This is a genomic window from Vibrio comitans (genome assembly GCA_024346835.1).
In the GTDB taxonomy this organism is placed as follows: domain Bacteria; phylum Pseudomonadota; class Gammaproteobacteria; order Enterobacterales; family Vibrionaceae; genus Vibrio; species Vibrio comitans.
On the sequence record AP024866.1, the window covers coordinates 149125 to 163428 of the forward strand.

At 44.5% G+C, this 14304-nt stretch carries 13 protein-coding genes; 4 read left to right on the plus strand and 9 right to left on the minus strand.

Translation table 11 applies throughout. From position 1 onward, the window contains the following. Nucleotides 1-86 precede the first annotated feature (86 nt). Both purD and purH read right to left on the minus strand, forming a co-directional pair. Nucleotides 87-1376 carry a phosphoribosylamine--glycine ligase gene (gene purD, locus OCU46_RS00745; protein WP_141272697.1) on the minus strand — a complete coding sequence of 430 codons (1290 nt, stop codon included), beginning with the start codon at nt 1374-1376 and terminating at the stop codon, nt 87-89. Nucleotides 1377-1463: 87 nt separating this feature from the next. Beyond that, nucleotides 1464-3056, minus strand: a complete 1593-nt coding sequence (gene purH, locus OCU46_RS00750; protein ID WP_141272699.1) for a bifunctional phosphoribosylaminoimidazolecarboxamide formyltransferase/IMP cyclohydrolase — start codon at nt 3054-3056, stop codon at nt 1464-1466. Between the two features lie 436 nt (nt 3057-3492). Between purH and zntR the strand changes: the two genes are divergently transcribed. The 4 genes from zntR to yddG all read left to right on the plus strand — a co-directional run bounded on the left by zntR (nt 3493) and on the right by yddG (nt 6624). Next, on the plus strand, nt 3493-3918 hold the full coding sequence (zntR, locus tag OCU46_RS00755) for a Zn(2+)-responsive transcriptional regulator (RefSeq protein WP_244311450.1): 426 nt from the start codon (nt 3493-3495) through the stop codon (nt 3916-3918). Continuing rightward, on the plus strand, nt 3918-5024 hold the full coding sequence (locus tag OCU46_RS00760) for an SO_0444 family Cu/Zn efflux transporter (protein ID WP_141272703.1): 1107 nt from the start codon (nt 3918-3920) through the stop codon (nt 5022-5024). Before zntR ends, OCU46_RS00760 begins: the two co-directional genes overlap by 1 nt. Before the next feature lie 204 nt (nt 5025-5228). Beyond that, a complete protein-coding gene (locus OCU46_RS00765; RefSeq protein WP_141272705.1) occupies nt 5229-5639 on the plus strand; it encodes a hypothetical protein in 411 nt (136 codons plus the stop codon). 106 nt (nt 5640-5745) lie between these two features. Beyond that, nucleotides 5746-6624, plus strand: coding sequence for an aromatic amino acid DMT transporter YddG (yddG, locus tag OCU46_RS00770; RefSeq protein WP_208733571.1), 879 nt, complete (start codon nt 5746-5748; stop codon nt 6622-6624). A gap of 466 nt (nt 6625-7090) precedes the next feature. Here the strand turns inward: yddG and fis are convergent, their stop codons facing one another. From fis to acs, 7 genes are all read right to left on the minus strand, one after another. Then, nucleotides 7091-7387, minus strand: a complete 297-nt coding sequence (fis, locus tag OCU46_RS00775; protein WP_017027299.1) for a DNA-binding transcriptional regulator Fis — start codon at nt 7385-7387, stop codon at nt 7091-7093. Nucleotides 7388-7432: 45 nt separating this feature from the next. Next, the gene (gene dusB, locus OCU46_RS00780; RefSeq protein WP_141272709.1) at nt 7433-8398 is read right to left on the minus strand and encodes a tRNA dihydrouridine synthase DusB; all 966 of its coding nucleotides are present in this window, start codon (nt 8396-8398) and stop codon (nt 7433-7435) included. Nucleotides 8399-8529: 131 nt separating this feature from the next. Next, nucleotides 8530-9420 (minus strand): 50S ribosomal protein L11 methyltransferase, encoded by an 891-nt coding sequence (gene prmA, locus OCU46_RS00785; RefSeq protein ID WP_141272711.1) that lies wholly within the window; start codon nt 9418-9420, stop codon nt 8530-8532. 127 nt (nt 9421-9547) lie between these two features. Beyond that, nucleotides 9548-10891, minus strand: coding sequence for an acetyl-CoA carboxylase biotin carboxylase subunit (gene accC / locus OCU46_RS00790; RefSeq protein ID WP_141272713.1), 1344 nt, complete (start codon nt 10889-10891; stop codon nt 9548-9550). Nucleotides 10892-10905: 14 nt separating this feature from the next. After that, entirely contained in the window at nt 10906-11364 is a 459-nt protein-coding gene (accB, locus tag OCU46_RS00795) for an acetyl-CoA carboxylase biotin carboxyl carrier protein (RefSeq protein ID WP_141272715.1), read from the minus strand. 54 nt (nt 11365-11418) lie between these two features. Further along, nucleotides 11419-11868 carry a type II 3-dehydroquinate dehydratase gene (aroQ, locus tag OCU46_RS00800; protein WP_141272717.1) on the minus strand — a complete coding sequence of 150 codons (450 nt, stop codon included), beginning with the start codon at nt 11866-11868 and terminating at the stop codon, nt 11419-11421. 365 nt (nt 11869-12233) lie between these two features. Next, nucleotides 12234-14183 (minus strand): acetate--CoA ligase, encoded by a 1950-nt coding sequence (gene acs / locus OCU46_RS00805; protein WP_141272719.1) that lies wholly within the window; start codon nt 14181-14183, stop codon nt 12234-12236. Nucleotides 14184-14304 lie beyond the last annotated feature (121 nt).

Below are 14304 nucleotides of genomic sequence, written 5' to 3' on the forward strand. Positions count from 1 at the left end.
GGGAATGTATAAACGCAGTGTATGAATATGAAAAAAGCCACCTCATAAATTGAAGTGGCTCCAGTATTTTTCGGCTTAGAGCGTAATTACTTTTGCTGCTCGCGAGCAATCGCACGATAACCAATATCATTGCGGTGGAACATACCATTCCAGCTAACTTGTATGGCTAGAGCGTAAGCTTGCTGCTGCGCTTCTGAAACTGTGTTACCTAGTGCCGTAGCACAAAGAACACGGCCACCGTTTGTGACAACTTCGCCAGCTTCATTATTAGCAGTGCCTGCATGGAAAATCTTTTGGTCTTCCGCATCAACTGATGGCAGTGAAATCACATCGCCTTTTGCGTAATCAGCTGGGTAACCACCTGCTGCTAGTACAACACCAATTGAAGCACGTGGATCCCACTTAGATTCTGCTTCGTCTAGCTTCTCATCGATTGCCATTAGGCAAAGCTCAACAAGGTCAGACTCCATGCGCATCATGATAGGTTGAGTTTCAGGATCACCGAAGCGACAGTTGTACTCAATCACTTTAGGAGTGCCATCTTCTGCAATCATTAGACCTGCGTATAGGAAGCCTGTGTAAGGTGCGCCTTCAGCGTCCATGCCACGTACAGTAGGGTAGATAACTTCTTCTAGAATACGATTGTGGATCTCTGGCGTTACTACTGGAGCCGGTGAGTAAGCACCCATACCGCCAGTGTTAGGGCCAGTATCTTTATCGCCAACACGTTTATGATCTTGGCTAGTTGCCATAGGTAGTACGCTAGCGCCGTCAACCATAACGATGAAGCTTGCTTCTTCACCTTCTAGGAATTCTTCGATAACTACGCGGCTTCCCGCTTCACCGAATGCGTTGCCTGCAAGCATGTCCTTGATTGCGTCTTCAGCTTCAGTAAGGGTCATTGCAACAATAACGCCTTTACCTGCTGCAAGGCCGTCCGCCTTAACAACAATAGGTGCGCCTTGTTCACGAACGTAAGCAATTGCTGGCTCAATTTCAGTGAAGTTTGCGTAAGAACCTGTTGGGATATCGTGGCGAGCTAAGAAGTCTTTAGTAAAGGCTTTAGAACCTTCAAGCTGAGCTGCAGCTTGAGTTGGACCAAAGATAGGTAGCCCTGCTTCACGGAAGGCATCGACAACACCGATAACTAATGGTGCTTCCGGGCCTACGATAGTCAGCTCAATGGCTTTTTCTTTTGCAAACGCAACAAGAGCGTCGATGTCTTCAACACCGATATTTACATTCTCTAGTTTAGGCTCTAGAGCTGTACCCGCGTTACCTGGAGCAACGAAGACAGTTTCAACGTTTGGGTTCTGTGCTGCTTTCCAACCAAGTGCGTGCTCGCGACCGCCAGCACCGATGATTAATACGTTCATGTTTAATCCTCAAGTTTTAAATTCTTAAAAGCCCCTCATAGTTGAGAGGCTTGATAATTTGCTAATCGTCTAAGTAATACGAAGTGATTAGTGGCGGAAGTGACGCATACCAGTAAAGATCATCGCCATGCCATGTTCGTCAGCTGCATCGATAACTTCTTGATCGCGCATTGAACCACCTGGTTGAATCACACACTTGATACCTGCGTCAGCAGCAGCATCGATACCATCGCGGAATGGGAAGAAAGCATCCGATGCCATTACGCAACCTTCAACTTGTAGACCTTCATCAGCGGCTTTGATACCCGCGATTTTCGCAGAGTAAACACGGCTCATTTGGCCTGCGCCTACACCGATAGTCATGTCACCTTTCGAATAAACGATCGCGTTAGATTTCACGTACTTCGCTACTTTCCAGCAGAATAGAGCATCTTTTAGCTCTTCAGCTGTTGGTTGGCGCTTAGACACTACTTTAAGATCTTCTGCTGACACCATACCTTGGTCACGGTCTTGAACTAGCAGGCCACCGTTCACACGCTTAACGTCAAAGCCTGTGGTCTTGCTTGTCCACTCACCACACTCAAGTAGGCGAAGGTTTTTCTTAGCCGCAACGATTTCTACTGCTTCAGCAGAAACAGAAGGTGCAATGATAACTTCAACGAATTGACGCTCAGTGATAGCGGTTGCTGTAGCTGCGTCTAGCTCGCGGTTGAATGCGATGATGCCACCAAATGCAGAAGTAGGGTCTGTTTTGAACGCGCGGTCATAAGCTTCTAGGATGTTTTCGCCTAGCGCTACACCACATGGGTTAGCGTGCTTAACGATAACACATGCTGGCTCGTCAAATTCTTTCACACACTCAAGAGCAGCGTCAGTATCAGCGATGTTGTTGTAAGACAGTGCCTTACCTTGAATTTGGCGAGCTGTTGATACAGACGCTTCTTCTGGGTTTGCTTCAACATAGAATGCAGCTGCTTGATGGCTGTTCTCGCCATAGCGCATGTCTTGCTTTTTCTCGAACTGTTGGTTGAACGTGCGAGGGAATTTCGACTCTTCGTCACCTTCTTTGTTTTCACCGTAAGAAGGAACCATAGTGCCAAAGTAGTTAGCAATCATGCCATCGTAAGAAGCAGTGTGCTCAAACGCTGCAATCGCAAGGTCAAAACGAGTCTCAAGAGTCAGAGATGCTTCGTTTGCATCCATTTCTGCAATTACGCGATCGTAATCATGAGCGTTTACAACGATGGTCACGTCTTTGTGGTTTTTCGCTGCAGAACGAACCATTGTTGGGCCACCGATATCGATGTTCTCAACTGCATCAGCAAGGGTACAACCTTCTTTTGCTACGGTTTCAGCGAATGGGTATAGGTTAACAACAACCATATCGATAGGATTGATGCCGTGCTTTTCCATCACATCATCGTCTTGTCCACGACGACCAAGTACACCGCCGTGTACTTTAGGGTGAAGGGTCTTAACACGACCGTCCATCATTTCTGGGAAGCCAGTGTAGTCAGACACTTCAGTGACTGCTAGGCCTTGTTCTGCAAGTAGGCGAGCTGTACCGCCAGTAGAAAGAAGTTCAACATTGCGTTCAGCTAGGGCTTTAGCAAATTCTACGATGCCAGTTTTATCAGATACGCTGATAAGAGCGCGGCGAATTGGGCGAGCGTTACTCATGCTTCCATATTCCTCAAGTACTTAAGATTATCCGCTACCGACAGAATAAATGAGAAGCCCCGAATCATTAGCTCGATCGTCTGGTGCATACTCACAACTTCTGCTGATTTTGGAATCAAGTTGGATGAAAAGATGTTTGTCAAAGTTGAGTCTGCATCATGACCATGAAACAACTTTGACAAAAATCTTCGGCGTGCAAAAAAACATCAATTCGAATGGCGCGTATTCTAGCGAATAATTTTCTAAAAAGCTCGCGCAATCGTTTGGCATTTGCATTTTATTGTCAAAAAAGTGTCATTTGGGAAAGTTAAGACGATGAAGGTAGAAAAAAGTAACTTAGATTTTTCTAGCAAATATGTTGCAGTAAGCCCTTGACCTTGGAGTTATATCCAAGGTTTATACTAATAGGGTATCAAAATATTGAGTGGGTATTGGAATGTATAAGATTGGGGAGCTGGCTAATCGATTTGATATAAAGCCAGACACATTACGCTTCTATGAAAAACATGGACTGTTGAAGCCTAGTTCACGCAGTGAATCAGGCTATCGCGTATACACCCATGAGGATGCCGATAAGCTTGGCTTTATCATCCGTGCGAAACGAGTAGGCTTTTCATTGCAGGAGATAGCGGATTTACTCTCTATTCAGCTCGACAAAGAAAGCCATAGCTGTAAAGAGGCGCGTGACATTGTTGATATGAAATGTCATCAGGTTGAACAGCGTATTAAAGAGCTACAAATTTTTCAGGACTCTTTACAAAAGCTCAGTGCATCATGTTGTGGGGGAAGTGAACCTGCGACCCATTGTTCTATTCTAGAAGCACTAGAAAGTGCTGATAGCCATGCTTTGAAGGAGGCATGATGAGCTTATTACTCAATTTTATAGACCTTTTCTTAGAATCAGCACCATGGATGTTACTAGGGTTGGTCATTGCAGGACTGCTTAAAGAGTGGATTCCAACAGACCTATTAACAAAACATCTTGGTGGAAAAGGCCCTAAAACAACGATTAAAGCTGCATTTATTGGCGCTCCATTGCCTTTGTGCTCTTGTGGTGTCATTCCTGCAGCTATGGGGTTAAGACGCAGTGGTGCTTCGAAAAGTGCCACAACCTCTTTTTTAGTTGCGACTCCTGAAACAGGTATCGACTCTATTTCGGTTTCTTACGCGCTTCTTGGGCCATATATGGCAATCATTCGCCCTATTGCCGCTATTTCTAGTGCAATTGTAGCGGGTTTGCTGGTAGGCAAGGAAGAGGAAGAATTCGATAAGAAACAAGCAATAAGCAGAGAAAAAACGCCCGAAGTATCCTGTTGTAGCAGTAAACGAGTGCAGCAGAAAGTGGAGGTCAAAACGAGTTGCTGTTCCAGTAAGCCCCAAGCCCCGCTCAACAAATCAGCGGTTGAGAAACTGCAAAGTGGACTTAAATTTGCGGCAACGGATTTAGTGAAAGATATTAGTACTTGGTTACTTATCGGGCTGTTTTTTGCTGCTCTGATCCAAACTTATGTAGAAACAGACTTCCTCGCAGAGTGGGGAGGAAGCATTTGGAGTATGTTAGTGATGGTTGCTATCAGCGTGCCTATGTATATCTGTGCGACAGCATCAACGCCTATTGCAGCTGGTCTATTGATGTCAGGCATTAGCCCGGGCGCTATTCTAGTGTTTATGCTTGCGGGCCCTGCAACCAATATTGCTACTTTAGGCGTGGTAGGAAAGGAGCTTGGTAAACGTTCGCTAGTGGCTTATTTGGTGGGAGTTGTTGGAATGGCTATTGTGTTTGGGTTGTTGACCGACTATTTAGTTGAAGAGTTTTCTTTGAGTGTAGCTCCATTGTCTGCGATTAATCATGAAGTCTTGCCATATTGGTTATCTGTTAGTTCTGGGGTGTTACTGGCAGGATTAATGCTGCGTTATTACTGGAAAAAGTATTCTAAGATGACAGTGAAAGCTAAGATAGCCCATTGATTCATAAATTAAAATTCTCATAGGTTTGCGCTAGGCAAGCCTTTTTTCTTTCTGGAGTGTATAACCTTAGTGCAAATAAAAAGTGCTAATTTGAGATAGGCTTACTTTCATCAATTGTACGCGTTGGCGTCAAATGGTAGGTGTTTAATTTTTGAACGGTCTATAATCCGCCTCGTTCCTGTTTAACACCTAGCGAGAAAATTAATGAAGAAGTCGATTATTGCTTTGTCTGCCTTGATGGCACTCCCTGTTTTGGCTGCTGAGTCTGAGTACATTTTTGATGTAACTACGGATTCAGTTGAGCAACCAAATGAGTATTTCATCGAAGTTGAACCCTTGTTCCCTGATACAGGAGCGGTTAACCAAGAGTCAGATGTGATAGCAAGTGTTGATGATTCAGAGCGCTTGACGTGTGCTACAGACGAGAGTGTGCAGGAGTTAGCTTCTGACAAGTCGACAACGTTGGACTGCTTAGAGCAAGGTGAAAAGAATATTCAAGAACTGTCTTATCAAGAGATTTTAGATGAAGGTTGGATTCTTGCTGACTCCACAGTGTCTGCTAGTGATGACAATGGAAGAGTAGAAGAGATTTTAGTTGAGTTTAAGAGAGCATAATTTCTTAACGGACTTAAAAGAGCGCGTATGACTCATTAGTGAGTTATACGCGCTTTTTTGTTTTTGTCATAATATAGTCGATTGTCCATTTATTACTGATGATTCAATCGTGAACCAACATAAATACACTCTCTATGGTATAGCGGCCATTCTCTTATGGAGTAGCGTGATAGGCGTTGCTCGAAAGGTCGCGGAACAACTCGGACCTATTGGTGGTGCGGCTAGCATTTATACGGTCGCTACGATCATTTTAATGTTTGTTGTTGGCAGTCCACAGCTGAAAACATTATCTAAGCGGTATGTCATCGTTGCTGGTGGCTTATTTGCGGCCTACGAAGTGTGCTTATCTTTAGCCATAGGTATGGCGAATGACAGGCAACAGGCACTTGATATGGCTGTGATAAATTACCTATGGCCAGCACTAACGGTACTGATTGCGGTAATTAGCAGTAGCAAGAAAACCAACCCTTGGGTGTACCCAAGTGTGGTGCTTGCCTTTATCGGCGTTGCATGGGCGATCACTGGCGATCAATCACTCTCTTTTACTCAGCTAGCTGAAAATGTACAAAGCAACCCTGCAACCTATGCAATGGCGTTTATTGGTGCCTTCCTGTGGGCGATCTACTGCAATATTACCAAGCGCCTTTCAAATGGTAAGAATGCAATTACCTTATTCTTTGCTATGACTGCCATTGTGCTGTGGATCCATTATGGCTTAAGCGCTGAACCTGCTATCTCTCTTAATCTAGAGTCTAGCTTTTACTTGCTACTTGCTGCCGTGATCATGGCTAGTGGTTATGGGCTATGGAACAGCGGCATCATGAAAGGCAATATGCTACTTCTTGCTACCTTGTCCTACTTTACACCTATCTTCTCTACTTTATTTTCTTCAATTATCTTAGGTGTCGCACTATCTGGTAGCTTTTGGCAGGGGGTTGTTATGGTTGTGATTGGCTCATTGGTGTGTTGGCGAGTAACCAAATAACCGTATTGATAAGAGTGAATTTTACTTGCTGACAGGTGTGTACCCTTTTGGAACTACAGAGCTCAATAACTATATAAATGAAACTCTATGAGATCATTAATGGATTTATGTTCTCAAAGAGAAATCAAAGCTACATCAGGTAACTCAGCTCGCAACTCTCTCTGAGCAGGTGTACTAGCTTTTGGTAATATCAAACCCAATAACTATATTTATGAAATGGGTTGAGATCATAAATGATAGCTAAAGTGCTGGTGTGGATAGTTCTGTAGAATCTGCATAAAAAAGTTTTTATTTGTGGTTAGCATCGAATATGACCATAGAACAGGTCTACACCCTTTTGGACTGCATAAACCCAATAACTATAAAAGTGGTAATTATAGTGATCATTTTTGATGGTTTAGATATAAAAAAAGGCTTACCAAATAATGGTAAGCCTTTTCAATTCATATACTTAAACTAATTTATATTAGTTCATGCCGTATTTTTTAAGTTTCTTACGAAGTGTACCACGGTTGATACCCATCATAGATGCAGCGCGAGTTTGGTTGCCGCGAGTATATTGCATGATCATGTCTAGTAGTGGTTGTTCAACCTCAGCTAGCACTAGTTCATAAAGGTCGTCTACATCCTGACCGTTTAATTGTGCAAGATAGTTTTTTACTGAAACTTTTACTGAGTCGCGAAGTGGTTTTTGCGCGATTTGGTCTTGAGCAGTTACAGTAGTAACCGTTAGTGCTTCAGAAGTCAGGTTTTGTTCGAACATATTCAGTCTAGCTCTTCTCGTAATTATGATGCAACCATATCCCTATCAAGGATAGGAATTGAAATACTCTTCTAATGCATCTAATTGCTCTTCTGCAACTTCGATAGCATTGAAGATACGGCGAAACTCACGCGCTTGTTCATGCTCTTTTAAGTACCAACCCACATGCTTTCTAGCAATGCGCGGACCTAAGAACTCACCATAAAATAAATGAAGTTCATGAACGTGACCAAGCATGATGTCTTTCACTTCCTGCATAGGAGGCTCGGGCATCGTGGTGCCGTTTTCTAAATAATGTTGGATTTCTTGGAAAATCCATGGACGACCCTGGGCAGGGCGACCAATCATCAAGGCGTCTGCACCGGTAAACTCCAGTACATGCTTCGCTTTTTCAGGACTATCTATATCACCATTGGCAATGACAGGTATCGAAATAGCTTGCTTAACCGCTTTGATGCTTTCGTATTCTGCCTCTCCCTTGTACATACAAGTACGCGTCCTACCATGTAAGGCGAGAGCTTGTATGCCGCAGTCTTCGGCCATTTTAGCGATTTCGACACAGTTCTTATGTTCTGTATCCCAACCGGTTCGAGTTTTTAGTGTCACTGGGACATCTACCGCATCTACTACTGCTTTCAGAATTTGCTGAACAATCTCTGGATGCTTAAGTAGTGCTGAACCTGCTAGTTTCTTGTTCACTTTTTTAGCTGGGCAACCCATATTGATATCGATGATTTGAGCACCGTTATCAACATTAAATTGCGCTGCCTCTGCCATTAACTTTGGATCCGATCCTGCAATCTGTACTGAGCGAATGCCCGATTCAGCTTCATGTACTCTTCGTTGCAGTGATTTCGATGTATTCCATGTTTTAGGGTTGGCTAGCATCATTTCACTGACAGCCATACCAGCACCATATCGTAGACACAACTCTCTAAACGGTCTGTCTGTAACGCCAGCCATAGGTGCTACAATCAAATTATTCTTAAGTTGGTAATTTCCGATTTTCAAATCATGGTCACATTATTAACAGCAAGGGCGCGCATTTTACGCATTTTTTCGGCCGGTGAAAAGCCTAATATTTGAGCATTTTAAAAAATATTTCATAATTCGAATGTTTTTTGCTCAAATTTTGACGTGTCTCAACTAGTGTGCTTTTTTCCAGAGATACGACACCACTCTTGCATCTCTGCAATAGGAGCTATATCGAACTGATCACGGTAATAGTTAGCAACATCTTCGGCTTGAGTATCTAGCACACCAGACATGGCTAGCTCGCCTTGGTCTTTAACTAGAGACTTAATCACACCAGAAAGGTCACGTAATGGACCTGCTAAAATATTAGCGACAACAACATCAGCAATTAGGTTTTCAGGCTGATCTTGCGGTAGGTATAACTCAAGTTGGTCTTTCACACCATTGCGTTCTGCATTCGCTTTCGATGCAATGATCGCTTGTGGATCAATGTCGATCCCAATCACCTTTTTGGCACCTAGTTTGATCGCTGCGATCGCAAGGATGCCTGAACCACAACCAAAGTCGATCACAGTCTTGCCTTCAAGGTCTAGTCCTTCTAGCCACTCTAAGCATAGAGAAGTAGTAGGGTGTGTGCCTGTACCAAAAGCTAAACCTGGATCGAGCATAACATTGACTGCGTCAGGCTCTGGGATCTCACGCCAACTTGGGCAAACCCATAGACGCTCACCAAACTTCATAGGGTGGAAGTTGTCCATCCACTCACGTTCCCAGTCTTTATCTTCAAGCTGCTCAACTTTGTGTGCGAAACCTTGCTCTAGAAGGCTACTAGAAGCCATTTGCTCTAAAATCCACTGTGTGTCTGCTTCTGCATCGTACAGAGCTAGGATATCGGTTTCGCCCCAAAGACGAGTCTCACCCGGCAGGGGCTCAAATACAGGGGTATCTTTAGCGTCTAGAAAGGTAACGGATAGGGCACCGGTTTGTTCCATCAACATATCACCGATTTGCTCGGCATTTTTGTCAGTGGCGTTAAGCTTGATTTGAATCCAAGGCATGGAGTTCACTCTGAGTATTAATAATTGGCGTGGATTTTAGCAGTAAATTTAACCAACTTCATCTATGCAAACAAAAAGGGTCAGAACCAGCATGACCGGTTCTGACCCTTTTAATAAGTCTTAAAACTTATTGTAGACCGAGCTTCTTCTCTAGGTAGTGGATGTTTGCGCCACCGTGCTGGAAGTTTTCGTCGTTCATGATGTCTAGTTGAAGAGGGACGTTAGTCTTGATGCCTTCAACAATCATTTCACTCAACGCATTTTTCATACGTGCAATCGCAACATCACGGTTCTCACCAAAGGTGATCAGCTTACCAATCATTGAATCGTAATGAGGTGGCACTGTGTAGCCCGTGTAGATATGAGATTCCCAACGAACACCCATGCCGCCAGGAGCATGGAAGCGTTCGATCTTGCCTGGACAAGGTAGGAAGCGTACTGGATCTTCAGCATTGATACGACACTCGATAGCGTGGCCACGTAGCTTGATATCATCCTGAGTGAAAGACAGAGGCTGACCTGCAGCAACACGAAGTTGCTCTTTGATTAGGTCAACGCCTGTAACCATTTCAGTTACTGGGTGCTCTACCTGAATACGGGTGTTCATTTCAATGAAGTAGAACTCGCCATTTTCGTATAGGAACTCAAAAGTACCTGCACCACGGTAGTTGATTTCAAGACAAGCACGAGTACAGCGCTCACCAATGTACTTACGCATATCATCAGTGATGCCTGGAGCTGGAGCTTCCTCAACAACCTTCTGGTGACGACGCTGCATTGAACAATCACGCTCACCAAGGTGGATAGCACCGCCTTGTCCGTCAGCAATAACCTGAACCTCAACGTGACGAGGGTTTTCTAGGAATTTCTCCATGTAAACCATATCGTTGTTGAAGGCAGCTTTTGCTTCTGCACGAGTCATGGCAATGGCTTCGATTAGCTCAGGCTCAGAGCGAACCACACGCATACCACGACCACCGCCACCACCAGATGCTTTGATGATTACTGGGTAACCAATGCGCTTAGCGTGAGCTTTGTTGGCTGCTTCGTTGTCGTCTAGAGGGCCATCAGAACCAGGAACACAAGGTACGCCTGCTTTTTTCATAGCGTTGATAGCCGCAACTTTGTCACCCATGATGCGAATAGTTTCCGCTTTGGGGCCAACAAAGATGAAACCTGATTTCTCTACCTGCTCTGCAAAGTCAGCATTTTCAGATAGGAAGCCGTAACCAGGGTGAATCGCCACAGCGCCAGAAACTTCTGCCGCTGAGATGATACGTGGGATGTTCAGGTAGCTGTCGATACCACGAGCAGGACCGATACAGATAGACTCATCAGCAAGTAGAACGTGCTTAAGGTCACGGTCAGCTGTTGAGTGTACGGCTACGGTTTTAATACCTAGCTCTTTACATGCGCGAAGGATACGAAGCGCAATTTCGCCTCGGTTCGCGATGACTAATTTGTCTAGCATAATATCGACCTCTATTATTCGATAACGATAAGCGGTTGGTCGAACTCTACTGGGCTTCCGTCTTCAGTAAGGATTGCAGTTACAACACCAGACTTATCAGCTTCGATTTGGTTCATCATCTTCATCGCTTCTACGATACAGATAGTTTCGCCAGCTGTTACAGATTGGCCAACTTCAACGAATGGTTTTGCATCAGGACCTGGTGCACGGTAGAAAGTACCTACCATTGGAGAAAGAACCTTGTGACCTGCAGGTTCTGCAGGTGCCGCAGGTGCTTCAACTGCCGCTGCTGGAGCTGCCGCTGGGGCAGGTGCTGCAGCAGGAGCAGGCGCTGCTGCGTATTGAATTGGAGCTACAGGTGCATTGCCGTGACGGCTGATGCGCACAGATTCTTCACCTTCAGAAATCTCTAGTTCAGCAATTCCTGATTCTTCTACAAGTTCGATTAGTTTTTTTATTTTGCGAATATCCATGATTCTTCTCTTGTCTTGTGTGTGGCCTCTCGCATTGTTCGAGATGGCTTAGATTTATTTTGCCTGAAGCTGATTAACTGCTGCAGACAATGCGAATTGGTAACCTTGTGCTCCTAGCCCACATATTACGCCAACTGCTTTATCTGAAAGATATGAGTGGTGACGAAATGGCTCTCGAGCATGTACGTTGGATAAGTGAACCTCAATAAACGGAATACTGACCCCAAGTAGTGCGTCTCTTAAAGCGACACTAGTGTGGGTGAATGCGGCTGGATTGATGATGATAAAATCAATCTCTCCCATTCCTGCGTGGATAGCTTCAATTAACTCATATTCTCGATTCGATTGAACATGAGTGAGTTCTACATCCAATTGCTCTGCTTGCTTATGCAGGTTATTGACTATGTCATTTAATGTAGCGTGACCGTAAACCTCAGGCTCTCGTTTACCGAGTAGATTTAGATTTGGGCCATTCAGGAGTAGAACGCGTGATTTTGTCGCCATCTTGTCGCTATCTTCCGTAATTGTGAGTTGTTCACTATTGCCTTTAATTATTTTACGAATCCTGAAGAATTTCCAGTCAGATTTCTGTAAAAAAGCAAATTAGCGCATGATTATAGCTAATTCAGCGAAATTAACAGCAATTTACTGGTCTAATCACAGGTGGTGAGGGATAGTCTAGTGACGATTTAATGTTAGGTTAATGTTAAATCGACTAAATAATCTTCACCTAATGAATATAGGCTAACTGTCTATTTTCATTATGTTTAATTTGTAACCGTGTTTAAACAAAAAAGCCGTCACGATGTGACGGCTAATGATTTTGAAATAAGTGGTTAAACCAGTTCTGGAACAGTTCTGGGCTAGTTCTAAACCAGTTCACCTTTCTCTGAAATGAGTTTTTCAACCACACTTGGGTCTGCCAAAGTGGAAGTATCGCCTAGATTACTGGTATCACCTGTTGCGATCTTCCTTAATATTCTTCGCATAATCTTACCTGAACGAGTCTTAGGTAAAGAGTCAGTCCAGTGCAAAGTATCCGGTACTGCGATAGGGCCAATTTCTTTGCGAACCCAATCTTTCACTTCTTTGTGTAGCTCGGCGCTTGGATACTCTCCCGCATTTAGGGTGATGTAAGCGTAAATTGCCTGGCCTTTGATGTCATGAGGTACACCCACAATCGCCGCTTCGGCAATCTTATCGTGTGCCACCAGTGCTGATTCTAGCTCTGCAGTCCCCATGCGGTGACCTGAAACATTGAGTACGTCATCTACACGACCAGTAATCCAGTAATAACCGTCTTCATCTCGTCTTGCTCCATCACCTGTAAAGTACATGCCTTGGAAGGTTGAGAAGTAGGTTTGCTCAAAGCGGTCATGATCACCATATACAGTGCGCATTTGGCCCGGCCAAGAATCTAGGATGACTAGGTTGCCTGAAGTTTCACCCTCAATGATGTTACCCATGTTGTCCACAAGTGCTGGTTGTACACCAAAGAATGGGCGAGTTGCAGAACCAGGTTTTAGCTCTGTTGCACCTGGTAGTGGAGTGATCAGTATTCCACCTGTTTCTGTTTGCCACCACGTATCTACGATTGGCGATTTTGCGTCGCCTATGGTGTTGTAATACCACTCCCATGCCTCAGGGTTAATAGGTTCACCTACCGAGCCCATGATACGAAGGCTACTTCGATTAGTTCCTTGAATTGCTTCGTCGCCTTTTGCCATTAATGCACGGATGGCTGTTGGGGCAGTGTAAAGAATGGTGACCTGATGCTTGTCGACGACCTCACTCATACGGCTGGTATTTGGGTAGTTTGGCACGCCCTCAAACAGGATAGTTTTAGCACCGTTGGATAAAGGTCCGTATACCAAGTAAGAGTGACCAGTGATCCAACCTACGTCTGCGGTACACCAGAACACGTCTTCTGGCTGATAATCAAAGACATATTTGAAGGTCATAGTGGCATACACTAGATAACCACCAGTGGTGTGCAGAACACCCTTAGGCTTACCAGTGGAGCCAGAGGTGTATAAAATGAATAGTGGATCTTCAGCGCTCATTTCTTCTGGTGGGCAGTTGGCATCGACATTGGCAACGGCATCATGCCACCAAACATCAACATCAGCGTTCCAATCAACATCCGCACCAGTGCGCTGGAATACAATTACCTTACTAATGGTTGTAACGTTAGGATTACGTAGAGCTTCATCTACATTCTTCTTCAGAGGTACGGCACGACCACCGCGAACACCTTCATCGGCAGTAACAACAACCTTTGCATCAGAGTCGTCAATACGACCAGCAAGTGCCTCTGGAGAGAAGCCACCAAATACAACCGTGTGCACCGCGCCAATTCGTGTACAGGCTAGCATTGCAACCGCAGCCTCAGGCACCATCGGCATGTAAAGACACACTACATCACCTTTTTTGACACCTTGAGCCTTTAAAGCGTTAGAGAATAAACACACTTCTTTATGCAGTTCGTTAAAGGTAAGTGTCTTGTCATCGGCAGGGTCATCGCCTTCCCAAATGATAGCCACTTCATCACCACGATCAGCGAGATGGCGATCGATACAGTTGGCTGATACGTTTAGTGTGCCGTCTTCAAACCACTTGATACCGACATGACCAGTATCAAATGAGGTTTCCTTGACCTTAGTGAAGGGCTTAATCCAGTCGACGATCTTGCCATGCTCTGCCCAGAATGCTTCTGGGTTTTGAACGGACTGCTGATACATGCTTAGGTAGGTATCGTTGTCTGCATGGGTTACGGATTTGATGTTCTGTTTAACCGGATAAATGTGGGCTTCACTCATTGCTGATCTCCTTGTGAACTCTGCCGCTATTCGTTGTGACAGTCGCTCAATATCTGACGGTCTGTTTGGCATTTCGAAGTAACTGTTATAACTGTCTATTACCTGCGGAATTTCCACAATT

Coding starts and splice junctions, on each gene's coding strand:
- purD (WP_141272697.1), bottom strand. CDS start 1,376: ATGAACGTATTAATCATCGGTGCTGGCGGTCGCGAGCACGCACTTGGT.
- purH (WP_141272699.1), bottom strand. CDS start 3,056: ATGAGTAACGCTCGCCCAATTCGCCGCGCTCTTATCAGCGTATCTGAT.
- zntR (WP_244311450.1), top strand. CDS start 3,493: ATGTATAAGATTGGGGAGCTGGCTAATCGATTTGATATAAAGCCAGAC.
- OCU46_RS00760 (WP_141272703.1), top strand. CDS start 3,918: ATGAGCTTATTACTCAATTTTATAGACCTTTTCTTAGAATCAGCACCA.
- OCU46_RS00765 (WP_141272705.1), top strand. CDS start 5,229: ATGAAGAAGTCGATTATTGCTTTGTCTGCCTTGATGGCACTCCCTGTT.
- fis (WP_017027299.1), bottom strand. CDS start 7,387: ATGTTCGAACAAAACCTGACTTCTGAAGCACTAACGGTTACTACTGTA.
- prmA (WP_141272711.1), bottom strand. CDS start 9,420: ATGCCTTGGATTCAAATCAAGCTTAACGCCACTGACAAAAATGCCGAG.
- accC (WP_141272713.1), bottom strand. CDS start 10,891: ATGCTAGACAAATTAGTCATCGCGAACCGAGGCGAAATTGCGCTTCGT.
- accB (WP_141272715.1), bottom strand. CDS start 11,364: ATGGATATTCGCAAAATAAAAAAACTAATCGAACTTGTAGAAGAATCA.
- aroQ (WP_141272717.1), bottom strand. CDS start 11,868: ATGGCGACAAAATCACGCGTTCTACTCCTGAATGGCCCAAATCTAAAT.
- acs (WP_141272719.1), bottom strand. CDS start 14,183: ATGAGTGAAGCCCACATTTATCCGGTTAAACAGAACATCAAATCCGTA.